11 protein-coding genes are annotated in these 15172 nt (G+C 69.9%); 5 read left to right on the top strand and 6 right to left on the bottom strand.

Going from position 1 to position 15172, the window contains the following annotated elements:
* Positions 1-14: 14 nt before the first annotated feature.
* The gene (glgX, locus tag ASF08_RS22990) at positions 15-2114 is read left to right on the top strand and encodes a glycogen debranching protein GlgX (RefSeq protein WP_056149910.1); all 2100 of its coding nucleotides are present in this window, start codon (positions 15-17) and stop codon (positions 2112-2114) included.
* A 36-nt stretch (positions 2115-2150) separates the two neighbouring features.
* Here the strand turns inward: glgX and ASF08_RS22985 are convergent, their stop codons facing one another.
* Complete coding sequence (locus tag ASF08_RS22985) at positions 2151-2432, bottom strand: hypothetical protein (protein ID WP_056149907.1); 282 nt, start codon at positions 2430-2432, stop codon at positions 2151-2153.
* 372 nt (positions 2433-2804) lie between these two features.
* On the opposite strand from ASF08_RS22985, the gene ASF08_RS22980 reads away from it, so the two are divergent.
* Both ASF08_RS22980 and ASF08_RS22975 read left to right on the top strand, forming a co-directional pair.
* Positions 2805-4718, top strand: coding sequence for a sensor histidine kinase (locus ASF08_RS22980; protein WP_056149905.1), 1914 nt, complete (start codon positions 2805-2807; stop codon positions 4716-4718).
* Between the two features lie 161 nt (positions 4719-4879).
* Complete coding sequence (locus tag ASF08_RS22975) at positions 4880-5614, top strand: peptidoglycan-binding domain-containing protein (protein WP_056149902.1); 735 nt, start codon at positions 4880-4882, stop codon at positions 5612-5614.
* 266 nt (positions 5615-5880) lie between these two features.
* On the opposite strand, the gene ASF08_RS22970 is transcribed toward ASF08_RS22975, so the two are convergent.
* Together ASF08_RS22970 and ASF08_RS26075 are read right to left on the bottom strand one after the other, a co-directional pair.
* The gene (locus tag ASF08_RS22970) at positions 5881-7827 is read right to left on the bottom strand and encodes a YgiQ family radical SAM protein (RefSeq protein WP_443136832.1); all 1947 of its coding nucleotides are present in this window, start codon (positions 7825-7827) and stop codon (positions 5881-5883) included.
* A gap of 118 nt (positions 7828-7945) precedes the next feature.
* Entirely contained in the window at positions 7946-8080 is a 135-nt protein-coding gene (locus ASF08_RS26075; protein WP_274534510.1) for a hypothetical protein, read from the bottom strand.
* A gap of 101 nt (positions 8081-8181) precedes the next feature.
* Here ASF08_RS26075 and ASF08_RS22965 point away from each other — a divergent pair, with 101 nt between their 5' ends.
* Both ASF08_RS22965 and ASF08_RS22960 read left to right on the top strand, forming a co-directional pair.
* Positions 8182-9519, top strand: coding sequence for a diguanylate cyclase domain-containing protein (locus tag ASF08_RS22965; RefSeq protein WP_056149893.1), 1338 nt, complete (start codon positions 8182-8184; stop codon positions 9517-9519).
* A gap of 67 nt (positions 9520-9586) precedes the next feature.
* On the top strand, positions 9587-9928 hold the full coding sequence (locus ASF08_RS22960) for a DUF1491 family protein (protein ID WP_056149890.1): 342 nt from the start codon (positions 9587-9589) through the stop codon (positions 9926-9928).
* 24 nt (positions 9929-9952) lie between these two features.
* Here ASF08_RS22960 and ASF08_RS22955 read toward each other — a convergent pair whose 3' ends face one another.
* The 3 genes from ASF08_RS22955 to ASF08_RS22945 all read right to left on the bottom strand — a co-directional run bounded on the left by ASF08_RS22955 (position 9953) and on the right by ASF08_RS22945 (position 15156).
* Positions 9953-11086 carry a DUF2336 domain-containing protein gene (locus tag ASF08_RS22955; protein ID WP_056149887.1) on the bottom strand — a complete coding sequence of 378 codons (1134 nt, stop codon included), beginning with the start codon at positions 11084-11086 and terminating at the stop codon, positions 9953-9955.
* 107 nt (positions 11087-11193) lie between these two features.
* A complete protein-coding gene (locus tag ASF08_RS22950; protein ID WP_056149883.1) occupies positions 11194-12774 on the bottom strand; it encodes a heme biosynthesis protein HemY in 1581 nt (526 codons plus the stop codon).
* A 138-nt stretch (positions 12775-12912) separates the two neighbouring features.
* Entirely contained in the window at positions 12913-15156 is a 2244-nt protein-coding gene (locus ASF08_RS22945; protein ID WP_156629695.1) for a hypothetical protein, read from the bottom strand.
* Between the last annotated feature and the right edge of the window lie 16 nt (positions 15157-15172).

Here is a 15172-nt window from a genome sequence, read left to right as displayed (position 1 = left end):
TGCGAAAGACATCTATGATCGGCATCGACGATGGCGTGCCCGGGCCTCTCGGGGCGCATTTCGACGGCCGGGGTGTCAATTTCGCGCTGTTCTCGGAGAACGCCACCGGCGTCGATCTGTGCCTGTTCGAGCCGGGCGAGCGCCATGAGAGCCGTGTCGTCCCGCTGCCCTGCCGCACCGACGATGTCTGGCACGGCTACCTGCGCGGCGTGTTCCCCGGCCAACTCTACGGCTACCGGGTCCATGGGCCGTGGGAGCCCGCCAACGGCCATCGCTTCAATCCGGCCAAGCTCGTCCTCGACCCCTATGCGCGCGAGATCCAGGGTCGCATACGCTGGCACGATTCCCTCTACGGGCACCGTCGCGGCCTCCAGCGGGAGGACCAGATCGACCGGCGCGACAGCGCGACCTTCATGCCGCGCGGGGTGGTGACGGCGCCCGACCTGCCGGATCTGGCACTCAATCCCATCCGCCGGCCCATGGGCCAGACGGTGATCTACGAGGCCCACGTGAAGGCGCTGACGCAGCGTCATCCGGCGATCCCCGAGGCGGAGCGCGGCACCTACGCCGCCCTGGCCCATCCGGCGATCGTCGAGCACCTGCTGAAGCTGGGCGTCACGGCGATCGAGCTCCTCCCGATCCAGGCCTTCGCCGACGACCGGTTCCTGGTGGAGAAGGGGCTCGTCAATTTCTGGGGCTACTCGCCGCTCGGCTATTTCGCGCCGGAGCCGCGCTATCTCGGGGCGGCCGGGACCGGGGGCCTCAAGGCGGCGATCCGCGAACTCGCCGCCGCCGGGATCGAGGTCATCCTCGACGTCGTCTACAACCATACCTGCGAGGCCGATCATACCGGACCGACCCTTTCGTTTCGGGGCATCGACAATGCCAGCTATTACAAGCTCAACCCGGAGAACCGGCGGCAGGAGATCGATTGCACCGGGTGCGGCAACACCCTCGACCTCGACCACCCGAGGGTGATGCAGCTCGTCCTCGATTCCCTGCGGCACTGGGTGACCGCCTACGGCGTCGCGGGGTTCCGTTTCGATCTCGCCACCAGCCTCGGACGCACGCCGCACGATTTCACCGCCAAAGCCGCCTTCTTCCAGGCCATTGCCCAGGACCCGATCCTCTCCCGCGCCAAGATGATCGCGGAGCCGTGGGATATCGGCATGGGCGGCTACCAGCTCGGCGCCTATCCGCGCGGCTGGGCCGAGTGGAACGACCAGTTCCGGGACAGCGTCCGCGGCTTCTGGCGCGGCGATCACGGTATCCTGCCGAAGCTCACGCAGGTCTTGTCCGGCTCGCGGGAAATCTTCGCCGGCTCCGGCCGGTCGCCGCTCGCCAGCATCAACTACGTGGCGAGCCACGACGGCTACACCCTGGCCGACGTCGTGGCCTACGAGGACAAGCACAACCACGCCAACGGTGAGGACAACCGCGACGGCCACGGCCACAACCTATCGCGCAATTACGGTGTCGAGGGTCCGACGGAGGATCCGGCGATCCTGGCCGTGCGGGCGCGGCAGAAGCGCAATCTCCTGGCGACGACCTTCCTGGCCCAGGGCGTGCCGATGCTTCTGGCCGGGGACGAGCGGTCGCGCAGCCAGAACGGCAACAACAATGCCTATGCGCAGGACAACGCGGTCAACTGGCTCGATTGGGAGACCGATCCCGACCCCGGCCTCACGGCGTTCGTCGCCAACCTCACGGCCTTGCGCCGCGACCAGCCGGCCCTGCGCCGCCTGACCTTCCTCACCGGCGCCGTCATCGGGGACGGGCCGCTGCGCGACGTCCACTGGCTCTCGCCCTGCGGCGCGGAGATGGACGACGAGGCCTGGGGCGATGGTCACCGGCAGGCCTTCGGCATGCAGATCGGCAACGACCTTCCGAGCGCGGACCGCCTGCTGATCCTCATCAACGCCGCCGACGAGGCGATCGATTTCACCCTGGCGCCGGTCATCGGCGGGCCTTGGATGGTCGTCTTCGACACCACCCGGCCGACGGGCATGGTCCAGGCCGGACAGGCGCTGTTTCCCCCCAACGCGCGCCTGCGCCTCGATCCCCGTTCGCTCTACGTCCTGCGCGCGCGACAGGCGGCGTCCTACGAGATCTGACGGACGGGGCGGTCGGTTCGGGCGCCCGCGCCCCGATCAGCGCTCGTCCACGCCGCGCCAGGCTGGGCGGCGATCGGCCTCCGCCAGCGTGTCGCGCGACGCGCTCGCGACGGACCCCGCCACCTTCTGGACCAAAGCGTCGGCGCCCTGGCGCAGTGCTTTCTCGCGGACATCGCTCGGCAGGGCGTCCCAGGCAAGAGAGGCGGCGTTCTCCACGGACGGCGCCGTCGGGCGCGCCGCGAGCCCCGGATCGTCGCGATGGGCGGCCAGGTAGGAGAGGATGCCGATCGCCAGGCAGGCGCGAATGAGGAACGACATGGAAGTCCCGGGTTGGTTCGGTGCCGGCCGTGAGCGGCCCGTTGTGACCGAGCCTCGGCGCAGAACGTAAAGCGCCTCTCACGCACGCCCTGAAATCGAGAACCATGGTGAACGCGGCTTTGCCGCCATGCCCCTGCGAACCGGCATGTCGTGCCCGGCCCTGTGGATAGCGGGAGATGTGCCCCGAAAGGGGCCGTCCACCGAATAGGCGTGGTTACGGACCGGAAAGCATCCGCGAACAATCGGTCGGGTCTGCGCAACACTCGCTTAAGTCCGGTCTGCGAGGTTTGGCCTCAGTCGAGTTCAAGTCGAACCCGAGTCAAAGTCCAGCAAGGGGCGACGAAGCGGCCGTCGAGGCACTTCGCGCTGTGCGTGTGCGTATTGCGTATCTACAGCGGCCTGGCTTCCATGATCGATCTCCGGCTCGCCGGGCTCGTCCACGAGTCGGTGGTCGAAGACGATGCCGTGCGGTTCCGGCACGAGCGGTTCCTGGTATCGCGCCTCGCGACCGGGATCGTGATGATGGCCGCCCTGCCGCCTTACCTGCTCTGGCGGGGCGTCCCTACCGGCCTCGAAGTCCTCGCCATCGCCAGCCTGATGCTGCCGGTCTTCGCCGCCGTGTTCCTGTCGCGGACCGGAATCCTGTGGGTCGCCCATGCGATCTCGTCGGCCGGTCTCACCGGCCTCGTGGTCTGCCTCGCCCTGATGTCGGGCGGCGTGAACTCCGCCGCCGCGATCTGGCTGGTGGCGATCCCGCTGGAGGCGGTCGTGTCCGGTTCGCGCCGGGCGACGCTGGCCGCCGCCATCGTGGCGATGATCGGCGCTCTCGTCGTGGCGTTCCTGCCGCACGGCGCCATTTCGCTGCCTCTCCTCGACCTGTCCCGTTCCCTGGCGATGCCGGTCTTCGCCATCACGGCCATCGGTCACGTGGCCGCCCAGGCCATGGAGCATCTGCGCCACGAAGGCCGCTGGCTCGCCCGGATGCGCGACAACGAGATGCGCGACCGCATGCTGCTCTCGGCCATCGACGACCTCGTCACCTGGCACGACCGGAACGGTCGCGTCATCGAAGCCAGCGCCTCGTCGTCGCGCTTCGTCGGCGTCGAGTCCGTTCGCCTGCGCGGACACGGGCTCCTCGACCGGGTCCATGTGGGAGACCGTCCGGCCCTTCTGCAGACGATCAGCGACGTCGCTGCCGGCGGAAAGCCGGCCACCGTCCAGTTCCGCCTACATCTCGACCCGGCAGCCCTGCGCGCCGAAGGTGAGCCGCGGGTGATCTTCGCCGAGATGCGGGCCCACCGCATCGCCGGCACCCAGTCGGGGGTCGAGGGCTCGAGTGTCGTCGCCGTGACCCGCGACGTCAGCGAGCATCGTCGCCATGCGGAGGAGCTTGAGCACGCCCGCGCCGAGGCCGAGCGCGCCGACGACCTGAAGAGCCGCTTCCTCGCCACCGTCAGCCACGAGCTGCGCACGCCGCTCAACGCCATCATCGGCTTCTCGGAAGTCCTCGCCGGCCAGAGCTCCATGACCCTCGGCCCCGAGCGCAGCCGCGAATATGCCGAGATCATCGGCAGCTCCGGGCGCCATCTCCTCGACGTGGTCAACGCGCTCCTCGACATGTCGCGGATCCAGAGCGGCAATTTCGATTACGTTCCCGAGACGATGAATGTGGGATCCCTCGTGCGGACCTGCTGCGACCTGATGCAGCTGCGGGCCGATCAGGGCGGGATCACCCTGGTGCGCGGCACCGACGCTGCGGGCATCGAGATCACGGCGGATGCACGCGCCTGCCGGCAGGTGCTCATCAACCTCCTGTCCAACGCGGTGAAATTCACCGCGCCAGGCGGGCGGGTCGAGGTCTCCGTGCGGCGAAGCGCGTCGCACCTCGACATCGTGGTGGCGGATACGGGGATCGGCATCGGCGCCGACGACCTGCCCCGCATCGGCGCCCCGTTCTTCCAGGCGGGCGGCGGATACGACCGGACCCATGAGGGAACCGGGCTCGGTCTCTCGGTGGTGCAGGGGCTCGTCGGCCTCCATGGCGGCAGCATCTCTATCGAGAGCGCCGAGCGCCAGGGCACCAGCGTGACCGTGACGCTGCCCATCGATTGCCGGCGCGGCTCCAGCACCGCTCCCCCGGCCCCGATCCGCACGGGGGTTCGTCGCTCGGCGCCCCTGCCGGTCGCGGAGGGGATTGTAGTCCCGGTGCGCCGCCCGATCGGTCTGTTCGACCCCGCGCCCGAAGCGGTGAGCGAGCGCTACATTCCCATGCAGCGCGCCGGATGAGCCCTTTGTCCGATCACCGCAACCCGACGCGCACCTCGTCCCGGAGCCGGCATCCGGGACGAGGTGCGCAGCTTACCGTCGGATCCTGCGTCCCGGCGATGCCACCGACCCGTTTTCGGCTCGACCTGTCGGGCCGTTTTCTGCGTTTGAGAGGATAGACCATGCGCGAACCGCTGCCGAAGCGCGACCAGCGCGAGATCGTCGTTCCCACCAGGGCCGCGCAGACCGCCGCTCCGCGCCGGAAACCCGCCTCCACCCCCGCCCGCCGGCCGGCCTTCGGCTGGCTGCGCGGCGTGGCGTCGGCCATCGGCAGTTTCGGCCGGCTCTGCCTGCGCCGGCCCGGCGAAGTGCTCGGCTCGGTGGTGGCCATCGGCGCGGTGGCGGCCGTGGCCATGAATGCGCTGGGCTACCAGGGGGGACGCCACCCCGCGCCGCTCTTCCCGACCCTCGGCAAAGGCACCGCCGCCGCCAAGCCCACGGCCGGCCCGTCGCCCGAGCCGGTCAAGGTCGCGGAGGCCCCGCCGCGCCGGATCGAGGCGCCGAAGGTGGAAACGGTTCCCGAACCGAAGGCTGTGCCAGCGACCGAGGCGGCGAGACCCGTGCCTAAGCCGGCGGCTGCCGCGCCCTCCACCAAGCGCGACGTCATCGCCGACATCATCAAGGCCGGGGAGACCACGGCTTCGGTGACGCCGAAACCCGATCAGGCCGTGGCGCAGGCGCAGCGGGCGCTGGTGAAGCTCGGATACGGACCGCTCGTCGCCGACGGTGTCCTCGGCCCCGGGACACGGGCGGCCATCGAGAAGTTCGAGCGCGACCGCAAGCTGCCGGTCAAGGGCGTCGCCGCCGGTCGCACCTTGCGCGAACTCGCCTCGCGCGCCGGTTCGACCAAGGGGTAGGGCAAGGAATCCGGCATTCGGAGGCGGCTCGCGGCCTCCGTGAGACTACCGGACACACACATCTGGTCGATGCTGGTTCCCCAAATCCAAGAGGGTTCGACGTGAAGCGCGACGGGCTCTCTCTCCTTCCGGGAGAGGGGACCCGCGGTGTCCGCGAGATGCGTGAATATCGTAGGCCCACGACGAGTGGCTTTCCGTGTGTCCGCCTCAGCGCGCAGAACCCCGAAAGCCTTTCAACGCATCCGGCTATCGCACGGGCGAGACCGTCATTTCCGCAGCGGCACGCCCTTGGTGGTGAAGCGCGGCGCGCCCGGATGGCGCATGGGGCGTGGCTGGCCTCCCGGCTTACCCGAGCCCGTTCCCGGCGGCTGCGAGGACGGAATGAGCTGGTCCGGCCTCGGCCCGATGAGGTCCGCCCGGCCCATGGCCCGCAGCGCCTCGCGCAACAAGGGCCAGTTCTCCGGATCGTGGTAGCGCAGGAACGCCTTGTGCAGCCGGCGCTGCCGCATCCCCTTGATCGCGTCCACCGGCTCGCTGCCGCCGCGCCGCACGCCCTGCAACGGGTTGATCTCGGTGTGATACATGGTCGTGGCCGTCGCCATGGGCGAGGGCAGGAACGTCTGGACCTGATCGGCGCGATAGTCGTTCTTCTTGAGCCAGACGGCGAGGTTCATCATGTCCTCGTCGGTCGTGCCCGGATGCGCCGCGATGAAATACGGGATCAGGTAGTATTTCTTGCCGGCTTTCTTGGCGGCGGCGTCGAACATCTCCTTGAAGCGGTCGTAGGTGCCGATTCCCGGCTTCATCATCAGGTCGAGGGGGCCGCGCTCGGTGTGCTCGGGGGCGATCTTGAGACGGCCGCCGACATGGTGGGTCACGAGCTCCTCGACGTATTCGGGGCTTCGCACCGCCAGATCGTAGCGCACGCCGGAGGCGACCATCACCTTCTTGACGCCCTCCACCTCGCGGACCTTGCGATAGAGCCGGATCAGGTCGTCGTGCGAAGTGTTCAGGTTCGGGCAGATGTCCGGGAAGACGCAGGACGGCAGGCGGCAGGCCGCCTCGATCTTCGGGTCCTTGCACGCCATCCGGTACATGTTGGCCGTGGGTCCGCCCACATCCGAGATCACGCCCGTGAAACCCGGCGTCTTGTCGCGGATCAGTTCGATCTCGCGCAGGATCGAGCCCTCCGAGCGGTTCTGGATGACGCGGCCCTCGTGCTCGGTGATGGAGCAGAAGGTGCAGCCGCCAAAGCAGCCGCGCATGATCGTCACCGAGAACTTGATCATGTCCCAGGCGGGGATCTTCGCGTCGCCGTAGGAGGGATGGGGCGCGCGGGCGTAGGGCAGGTCGTAGACCGCATCCATCTCGTCGCTGGAGAGCGGGATCGGCGGCGGGTTCAGCCACAGGTCGCGGTCGCCGTGGCGCTGGACGAGGGGGCGGGCGTTGCCGGGATTGGCCTCCCGGTGCAGCACCCGCGAGGCGCGGGCATAGGCCTCCTTGTCGTCCTTGACCTCGTCGTAGGCGGGGAGCCGGATCACGGTCTCGCCGGGGCGGCGGGAAGCGGCCTCGTCGGCCGAATCGAGATCGTCGGCGGGCAGCTCGGTGTAATGCTCGGGCACGCGGCGGAACAGGGCCACGCCCCGGACCGAGTCGAGTTCGTTCGGCGCCGCGCCGGCGGCGAGGCGGTTCGCCACCTCGACCACGGCGCGCTCGGCATTGCCGTAGAGCAGCAGATCGGCCTTCGCGTCCGCCAGGATCGACCGGCGCACCTTGTCGGACCAGTAATCGTAATGGGCGATGCGGCGCAGGGACGCCTCGATGCCGCCGAGGACGATCGGCACGTCCTTGTAGGCCTCGCGGCAGCGCTGCGTGTAGACGATGGTGCAGCGGTCCGGGCGGGCGCCGCCTTGTCCGCCCGCCGTGTAGGCGTCGTCGCTTCGCAGGCGACGATCCGCCGTGTAGCGGTTCACCATCGAATCGAGATTGCCGCCTGTGACGCCGAAGAACACCCTCGGCCGGCCGAGCGCCTTGAACGGCTCCGCCGATTGCCAGTCGGGCTGGGCGATGATGCCGACCCGGAACCCTTGCGATTCGAGCAGCCGGCCGATGATCGCCATCCCGAAGCTCGGATGATCGACATAGGCGTCACCCGTCACCAGGATGATGTCGCAGGCATCCCACCCGAGCGCGTCCATCTCGGCGCGGCTCATGGGCAGGAACGGCGCCGCCTTCCCGTAAAGCGGCAGCTTGCAGGCGATGGGAGCCGGTGAGCGACTCGCGGAAACTTGGAGGTCCATGGGGTCTGCATAGACCGCCGAAGCTCAGAGCTCAACGAAGGGCGAGGGAGCCGGGCGCCATGTCGAACGCTTGCGTCGTCTCGCCACCCGCCACGACGAGCCGACGCGCAAGAATACCTCCGCCCTCGCGCTCGCCGCGGTCATCGCCGTCCGGTGCCGATTGCATCGAGCACCCGATCTACTGGCGCGAAGCTTTTCCCAATCATCGCATATTAACCCATTTGCTGTTGACAATGCCTTGGTCACGCAGAGATCGGCATCCGCGGTATGACGGGATACGAAAAGGTGGGATCGATCGGCGGCCTTGCACTGCCGATCCTGCCGGCACCTGAATTCTCGGAATGCTGCCGGATCGCGCGGGCGCTCTTCAATGCGTCGGCCGCCACCGTCTGTCTTCGTGGCGAGCCCCGGACCTGGACGGATCTTGGCCCCGACGCCGGCCCCCAGCTGAGGAATGCCGCTGAGATGGCCGATGGGAGGCCCGATTGGGAGTGGCCCGCCCTCTGGTGCGGCGACACGCGAACCGACCCGGCCTTCACCGGATGGCTGCCGGCCGGTAACGGCGACGTCGGTTTCTTTGCGAGCGCCCCGTTCGGCCCGGATCAGGTCGGCCGTCTGTCGGTGCTGGATGCCCGTCCGCAAGCCGGCTCGCCAGAGAAGAGCAGGCTCCTCACCGACCTCGCCGCCATGGCCGGGCAAATCTACGATCTGGCCCGTGCCGTGCGCGGGGCCACGGAGCGGGAGGCGGAGTTCCGTCACCTCGCGGAAATGTCCACCGATACGATCATTCGCGGCAATCTCGACGGTATCCGCCTCTACGTCTCACCCTCCATCCGGACGCTCCTCGGATACGAGCCGGAGGAACTGGTGGGACGCAAGGCGATCGACATTGCCCACCCGGACGACATCCCGAACTTCGGGCGCTTCATGCAGAACGTGCGCGACGGCCATATCGACGTCGCAGTCATCGAACTGCGTCTCCAGCACAAGAACGGTGCGTGGGTCTGGATGGAAGCATCCCTGCGCTTGAGCCGCGATCCCGATTCGCAGGTGCCGAACGGCTATGTCGTCTCTGTTCGCGACGTCGGGCGGCGCAAGCTGCTCGAAGAGCGGCTGGAACAGCTTGCGTCTTTCGATCCGCTCACCGGCCTGCCCAACCGGTCGCAGTTCAGCCAACGCCTTCAAAGCGCGCTCGACCGCTCGAGCGGCACCGGAGAGAGTGTTGCGCTCTTCTACATGGACCTCGACAACTTCAAAGGCATCAACGACACGATGGGTCATGCGGCCGGCGATAGCGTCCTGCGGGTCTGCGCGGCCCGTCTGCGCGCTGAGCTGAGGCAGGACGATTTCGTTGCCCGCCTGGGAGGTGACGAGTTCACGGCCATCCTGACCGCCGATGAATCGGAACTGCCCGAGCTGGCCCAGCGCCTCGTATCCGCGGTCGGCGCGCCGATCCCTCATGGCGGCCAGGAGTTCCGTGTCGGATTGAGCGTCGGCATCGCCCGCGCGCCGCGCGATGGTACGTCTCCGGACGTCCTGCTGTCCGCCGCCGACCGGGCGCTCTATCGTGCCAAAGCCGCCGGCCGGAATACCTTCCGGTTCTGAGTGCCTTCTCCGGCGGGCATCCGTCAGGCCGGTCCCCGCGCCATGCCTTCGGTGCTATAGGCGGGCCATGCCTCGCCTGCGCTCCGATTTCTGGGTCTCCGCCCATCTCCGCCGTCTTGCCGTCGAGGGGATCGACGCGGTGCAGCGTCGGCGCGGCGCGCCCGAGGCGGGGGCGATCTTCGTGAAGGTCGATCGCCTGGATGGCCGGGCCGATCTCTATGGTCCGGCCCCGCAATCCCTCGTCGATACCGGGGACGGGGCCGATCGCAGCTTCGTCCGGTTGATGAGCGAAGCCTCGCCGCCCGATGTCGAGCTCCGCCTCGGCAAGGAACTGCGCTTCGACGACGATCTCTGGATCATCGAGATCGACGACCGCCAGGGCCGCCACCACCTCGATCTCGCCGAATAGGACGAGGCGAGGCCCCGGCGAGGGTCAGTTCGACGCCGATTGCCTCACGCGGCCGGGGAGGGCGGGACGAAGCGGCGCACGCTCTGCGGCGGCCGGCGCCATGCGCGGGCGGACCGCATCGGGGGCGGTGTAGGGCTGGTGGGCAGTGCCGCCGTTGAGCCGCTCGGGCAGCGGCTTGTCGAGGACCGCGCTGAGAAGGTCGCGGGCCGCGCCGCTGGGGATGGTGCGGAACAGTTTCACCAGGTCGTAGACCCGGTCCACGGAACGCGCCACGGTCTCGTTGAGGGTGAGGAAGACATACACCGCCTCCTCTTCGTGCAGTCCGGCCGCGCGAAGGGCGAGGGTGAGGAGTTCGTAGCGCTGGCTCGGATCCGGCGTCGCGCCAAGGAAGTTGCGCGGCAGGCCGAGCATCTCGGCGAGGGCCGCGACGAAACCGGCCACATCGTTTCTGCCCGAGAAGCCGGTGAGGACGGCGCCCGCCTCGCGCGGCATGGGGGGCGACGGCCGAAGGGCCGCGCGCGAACCGACCGCCCGGCCGATCGCCTCGCGCAATTCTTCGTCGGCGAAGAGGAACAGCGGTGCCAGGTCCCCCGGGGCGAGATCCGGTCGGGCGAGAAGCGCCTGGGCCAGGTCGGGCTTCGTCCGCGCGCGGCCGACGAGGAGGGCGATGGTGGTGCCCTGAAGAGCGAGCTGCCAGTTCTCGGCCAGGGCGAGATCGATGGCGGCCACGTCGCGCGAGGCCATTTCCTCAATGAGGCTGCGGCTCAGATCGGCCCTGCGGGCGATGGCGGCGGCGATGTCGGAGCCGTCGGCGAGGGCGGCTTCGATCACGCGGGCCGAGAGGTCCGGCGCCTGCGCGATGATGAGATCCCGGATCTCGCCGCCGCGCGCGGCGAGCGCCGCGAGTACGGATTGCGGGGTCGCGGGGAAGGGCGCCAGCTTGCGCGCCACGATCTCCGCCGTCTCGTCGTCGACGGTGGGGATGAGACCGCCGGCGAGGGATTCGAACGCCTCCACCGTCTTCCGGTCCCGCACCGAGGCGGTGAGGAACAGATCGGTCTGCACCCGGAGGATGACAGGTTTCAGATCGAGGTCACCGAGACGCGACAGTTCGATCAGGCCGGAGAAGTCCGGCGCATCGTCGAGAGATGGGGACATGGCACTTCGTTTACGCAGAACTCGCTGGACACAGCTTTAGCGAGCTTGCGTGAACCGACCTTTAAAGGGCGCCGCCGCGGCGGCGCCCTTCTTGCCCCATTGCGGGATCAGCCGACCAGCCGGGCCTTGGTCTCGGCCGTGGAATCGGGCCCCTTCGGCGGCGGGAACACCACCGGTGTCGCGGCGCCCGGCGCCATCGGTCCGGTGGACGGCGCGGAGGGGGCCGAGGCCATCTTGGCCCCGTTCACGGCCGTCGGTTCGGCAAGCTTCGTCGGCGCGGCCACGGGTGCACTCACCGGGGCCGGCATTTCCGTGCCCGGAATCGAGGTCGCGAGCGCCGGCTGGCTGCGGTCGTCCCCGTCGTCGAGGTCGCCGGTCACGTCGTTGTCCGACGGGCCTTCGAGCAGTTCGGTCGGTGCCTTCCAGACGAAGGCGTCGAGATGGCCGGTGACCGGCGAGACCGGCGCCCAGCGCTCCGAGGCGACCCCGTCCGCGATCCACATCGGATCGCGCGGGGCATGGGCGGCGCGGGCCAGCCATTCGCGCGCCCGGCCGGAGCCGGCACCGTGCTCGGCTTCCTCGACCTTCGCCATGGTCAGGCAGGCGCGCACCGTGGGGCGGTCCGCCATGAGAGGCGACAGGGCCTCGCGGGCCTTGCCGAATTCCTGCGCTTCCAGGGCCGCCTGCGCCAGAGCGAGGCGGGCTTCGGGATGCCAGGTGGAGATCCGCGCCAGGTTTTCCGCCCGGGCGAGCCGGTCGCGCACGGAATCGCCGACCCGCAGGCCGAGATAGACCTTGGCGAGATCCGGGTGGGGATTGGCGCGCCAGGCCGCCTCGACGATCTTGGCGGCTTTCTTCAGGTCGCCGCGCCGCGCCAGGAGGCGTCCGGCGACGCAGGCGGCGGGGACGAGGTCCGGCGCCAGCTTCACCGCGTCGAGGGCGCGCTGCGTCGCCGCCTCGGGTTCACCCGCCTCGCGGGTCTGGGCGGCGGCGGTGAGGAGCACGGCGCGCTGGCGGCGGGCGAGCCCCTTCTCGATGAGGCCCGAGGAGGCGCGGCGCTCCACCGTCTGGACGGCACCGCTCCAATCGCCATCGGCGCATTGCGCCTCGAGCATGGCCTCGTTGGCCCAGGTGACGCTGGGGGCGAGGCGTGCGGCCTCGGCGGCATAGGCGCGGGCAGCGACGTCGTCCTCGCGGCGGCGGGCTTCGACGAAGAGACCGCGCAGGCCCAGCACCCGCGTCTCTGGATCGTTGGCCATGCGCTGGAACGCGTGTTCCGCCGCTTCGCGGTCGCCGGAAATCTGCGCCGCCTGCGCCTTCAGCAGGAGCGCCAGGGGCTCGGCGCCGAGCAGGCGCTCGGCATCGCTGGCGTGCCGCCGTGCCGCGAGCGGGTCGCCCGAGCCGACCGCGACCATGCCGCGCGAGAGGGCGGAGAAGCCCTTGGCCCGGCGCCGCTCCTTGGAGCCGCGGACCAGGGTCTCCGGCAGGGTGATGATGCCCCGCACGATGGCCCAGATGAAGCCGATGACGATGGCGGCGATGAGTACGCCGATCAGGGCGATGGCGAGGCTGGTGGCGAGCTCGTAGCCGTTCCAGACGATGGTGACCGTGCCGGGGCGGTCGGCGATCCACGTCGCCCCGAAGGCGGCGAGGGCGAGAAGGGCTAGGAAGGCGAGGGCGCGCCACATGGGATCACGAACTCCGGAAGGTGGCGTCGGCCGGGGAGGGGACGCGCGTATCGGGAAAGGCGGGCGCGCCGCGCCCACAGATGATGATCGAGGTTCTACCGCCCGGCATGCCGGACGGCCGAACCGGAGGGGCGATCCTCACCGGGCGGCGCCGGTGGAGGGCAGCGCCTTGAACGCATCCGCCAGCAGCGCCTGCGCGGCGTCACCCGCCGCGGCGCGCGAGGCGAGCTTGGTGCCGAACTCGCCGAACTGCGTGCGCACATCCTCGGGCAGGCCGGCGAAAGCCTTGGCCGCCTCGGCGATGGCGCCGCGATCCAGGGCGTCCTGCACCTTCGGCACGGCGTCCTCGGCCGCGGCCTCGCCGGGGGCGGCGGGAGCGTCGACCTTGCGGACCTGGACGATGGATTCGGCCATGCTCATCAGGCGCTGCTTGATGTCGCCGGTCTCGGCCACCGACTTCGCCTGGGCCGCCTTGCGGATCGCGGCGATCCGCTCGGCGATGGGGCGGAACTCGGCCGCCAGACTCCGCGCCGTCGGGGCGCCCTTGTCGGCGAAGGCCGCGACGGCGGTAAGCCGCGCCGGATCACCCGGCTCGGAACTGCGCAGGGCCGCCAGCGCATCGGCATAGGGCGAGCCGGTGTTCAGCGCGCCGACGATGCGATCCGCCGCCACGACCCGCATGGCGGCCTGGACGGTGGAGGCCTCCGCACGGGTGGCCACGGCCTTGTCGAGGCCGGCGATCTTCTCGGATTGAGCCTGGAGGAGACGCTCGACGCCCTTGGCCGCTTCCGCCGCCTGCGTCTTGTTGGCGTCGACCGCCTGCTGGCTCGCCTGCGTCGCTGCCTGGACCGCTTCCGTGGCCGCCTTCACCCGCGCTTCCAGGGTCTGCTGGAGACTGGCGAGCTTCTGGGTCAGGGCCTCGTCCGCCTCCGAACTCGCCTTGGTCCTCTTCTCGAGGTCGCCCTTCAGAGCGGTGACCTGGCTCGCCAGGGCATCGTCGGACGCGGGCTTGGCCGCATTCTCCACCTTGCCCTCGACGGCCTTAAGCCTGTCGTCGAGGCCGGACAGCGCCTGGGGCGAGATCGCGGTGAGGGCGGCGTTGCCGGACTGGTCGCGGCCGGGCTCTTCCTGCAGGGCGGCCACGCGCTGGTCGAGCCCGTCGAGGCGGGCGACGAGATCCTGCGGCAGGGCCGCCGCGGGGGCGGACCCCTCGGCCGGCGGGCTCGCCGAGACGGAACCCGCCTTCTGCAACGCGTCCTTGGCGGCCGCATCGGCGGAGCGGATGGCCTCCGGCAGCGGCTTCAGGGTGGCCTCGTTGGCCCCGATCCGCCTGTCGAGGGCGGCAAGGGCGTCCTTCGGCGCGAGCGTCGCGATCTTCTGGTCGAGGGCGGCGATGCGCCCGTCGTCAGCGACCCCAAGGGCACCGGAACGCTCGACGGCAAAGAGCAGGCCCGCGCCGATCACGCCGCCGAGGAGCCCAGCCGCCGCTACCGAGCCGAAGCCGGCGCCGCTGCGCTTGGGTTCGGTCGCGGCAACGGCCGGGCCGATCTTGGGCGTCGTCGAGCCGGCGGGCTTGGTATCGGAGCCGGCGGGCTTGGCATCGGAGCCAGTGGGCTTGGTATCGGAGCCAGTGGGCTTGGCATCCGACGGGGAGGAGGCCTTGTCCGCGCTCGTGGTGAAGGTGCCCGAGCCGGAGGGCTTCGTCGCGCTCGACGCGGAGCCGGTCTTCGCGGCCTCGGCCGGATCGGGAACCCGCTTGGCCTTCAGGTCGATGATCGGCCCATCGGTGAGATCCGCCTTCGACGACATGGACTGAGCGCCGCTGCCGGATGCGCCGGTCTTCGGCGGGTCGGTCCTCATGGAAGACGGATTTGCGCCCGCAGCGCCCGGACCGGCGGCCTTGGGAGGCTCGGATTTGAACGGCTCAGCCTTGGGAGGCTCGGATTTGGCGGGCTCGGATTTGAGACCACCGGCCTTGCCGGCGTCGAAGGGCGATGCCGCCGGCTTCGGAGGCTCGGATTTGACGGGCTCGTTCTGGAGAGCAGCCGCCTTCGCGGCATCGGGCTTCGTATCGCCCGGCTTTGCTTCCAGGGGCTTGGCTTCGGGAGGCTTGGGAGCCGTCGAGACCGGCGGCACGGCGGGCTTGGGTGCATCGGTCCTGGCCGGCTGAGACGGCAATGCCGCAGGCTGCGTCGACGGCTTGACCGCACCGGGATTGGTCGCGCCGGGGGGCGTGGCACCGAGCGTCGTGGAGCCGGGAGTCGTCGTGACGGGCTTGGCCGTCTCAGGCTTGGCCGCCTCGGGCTTGCCTGCTTCTGGCTTGGGGCCGTTCGGCCCCGTCGGAGTTCCCGGACCTTTTCCGTCGCTGTTGGATGGATTCACGGGCGTCTTGCTCCCT

The sequence above is a fragment of the Methylobacterium sp. Leaf85 genome (assembly GCF_001422125.1).
GTDB lineage: Bacteria > Pseudomonadota > Alphaproteobacteria > Rhizobiales > Beijerinckiaceae > Methylobacterium > Methylobacterium bullatum.
This window is presented reverse-complemented; position numbering and strand designations above follow the sequence as displayed.

What these genes read in the sequence shown, in the direction of transcription:
- glgX (WP_056149910.1), top strand. Translation starts at nt 15, where the DNA reads ATGATCGGCATCGACGATGGCGTGCCCGGGCCTCTCGGGGCGCATTTC.
- ASF08_RS22985 (WP_056149907.1), bottom strand. Translation starts at nt 2,432, where the DNA reads ATGTCGTTCCTCATTCGCGCCTGCCTGGCGATCGGCATCCTCTCCTAC.
- ASF08_RS22975 (WP_056149902.1), top strand. Translation starts at nt 4,880, where the DNA reads ATGCGCGAACCGCTGCCGAAGCGCGACCAGCGCGAGATCGTCGTTCCC.
- ASF08_RS22970 (WP_443136832.1), bottom strand. Translation starts at nt 7,827, where the DNA reads ATGAGCCGCGCCGAGATGGACGCGCTCGGGTGGGATGCCTGCGACATC.
- ASF08_RS26075 (WP_274534510.1), bottom strand. Translation starts at nt 8,080, where the DNA reads ATGCAATCGGCACCGGACGGCGATGACCGCGGCGAGCGCGAGGGCGGA.
- ASF08_RS22965 (WP_056149893.1), top strand. Translation starts at nt 8,182, where the DNA reads ATGACGGGATACGAAAAGGTGGGATCGATCGGCGGCCTTGCACTGCCG.
- ASF08_RS22960 (WP_056149890.1), top strand. Translation starts at nt 9,587, where the DNA reads ATGCCTCGCCTGCGCTCCGATTTCTGGGTCTCCGCCCATCTCCGCCGT.
- ASF08_RS22955 (WP_056149887.1), bottom strand. Translation starts at nt 11,086, where the DNA reads ATGTCCCCATCTCTCGACGATGCGCCGGACTTCTCCGGCCTGATCGAA.
- ASF08_RS22950 (WP_056149883.1), bottom strand. Translation starts at nt 12,774, where the DNA reads ATGTGGCGCGCCCTCGCCTTCCTAGCCCTTCTCGCCCTCGCCGCCTTC.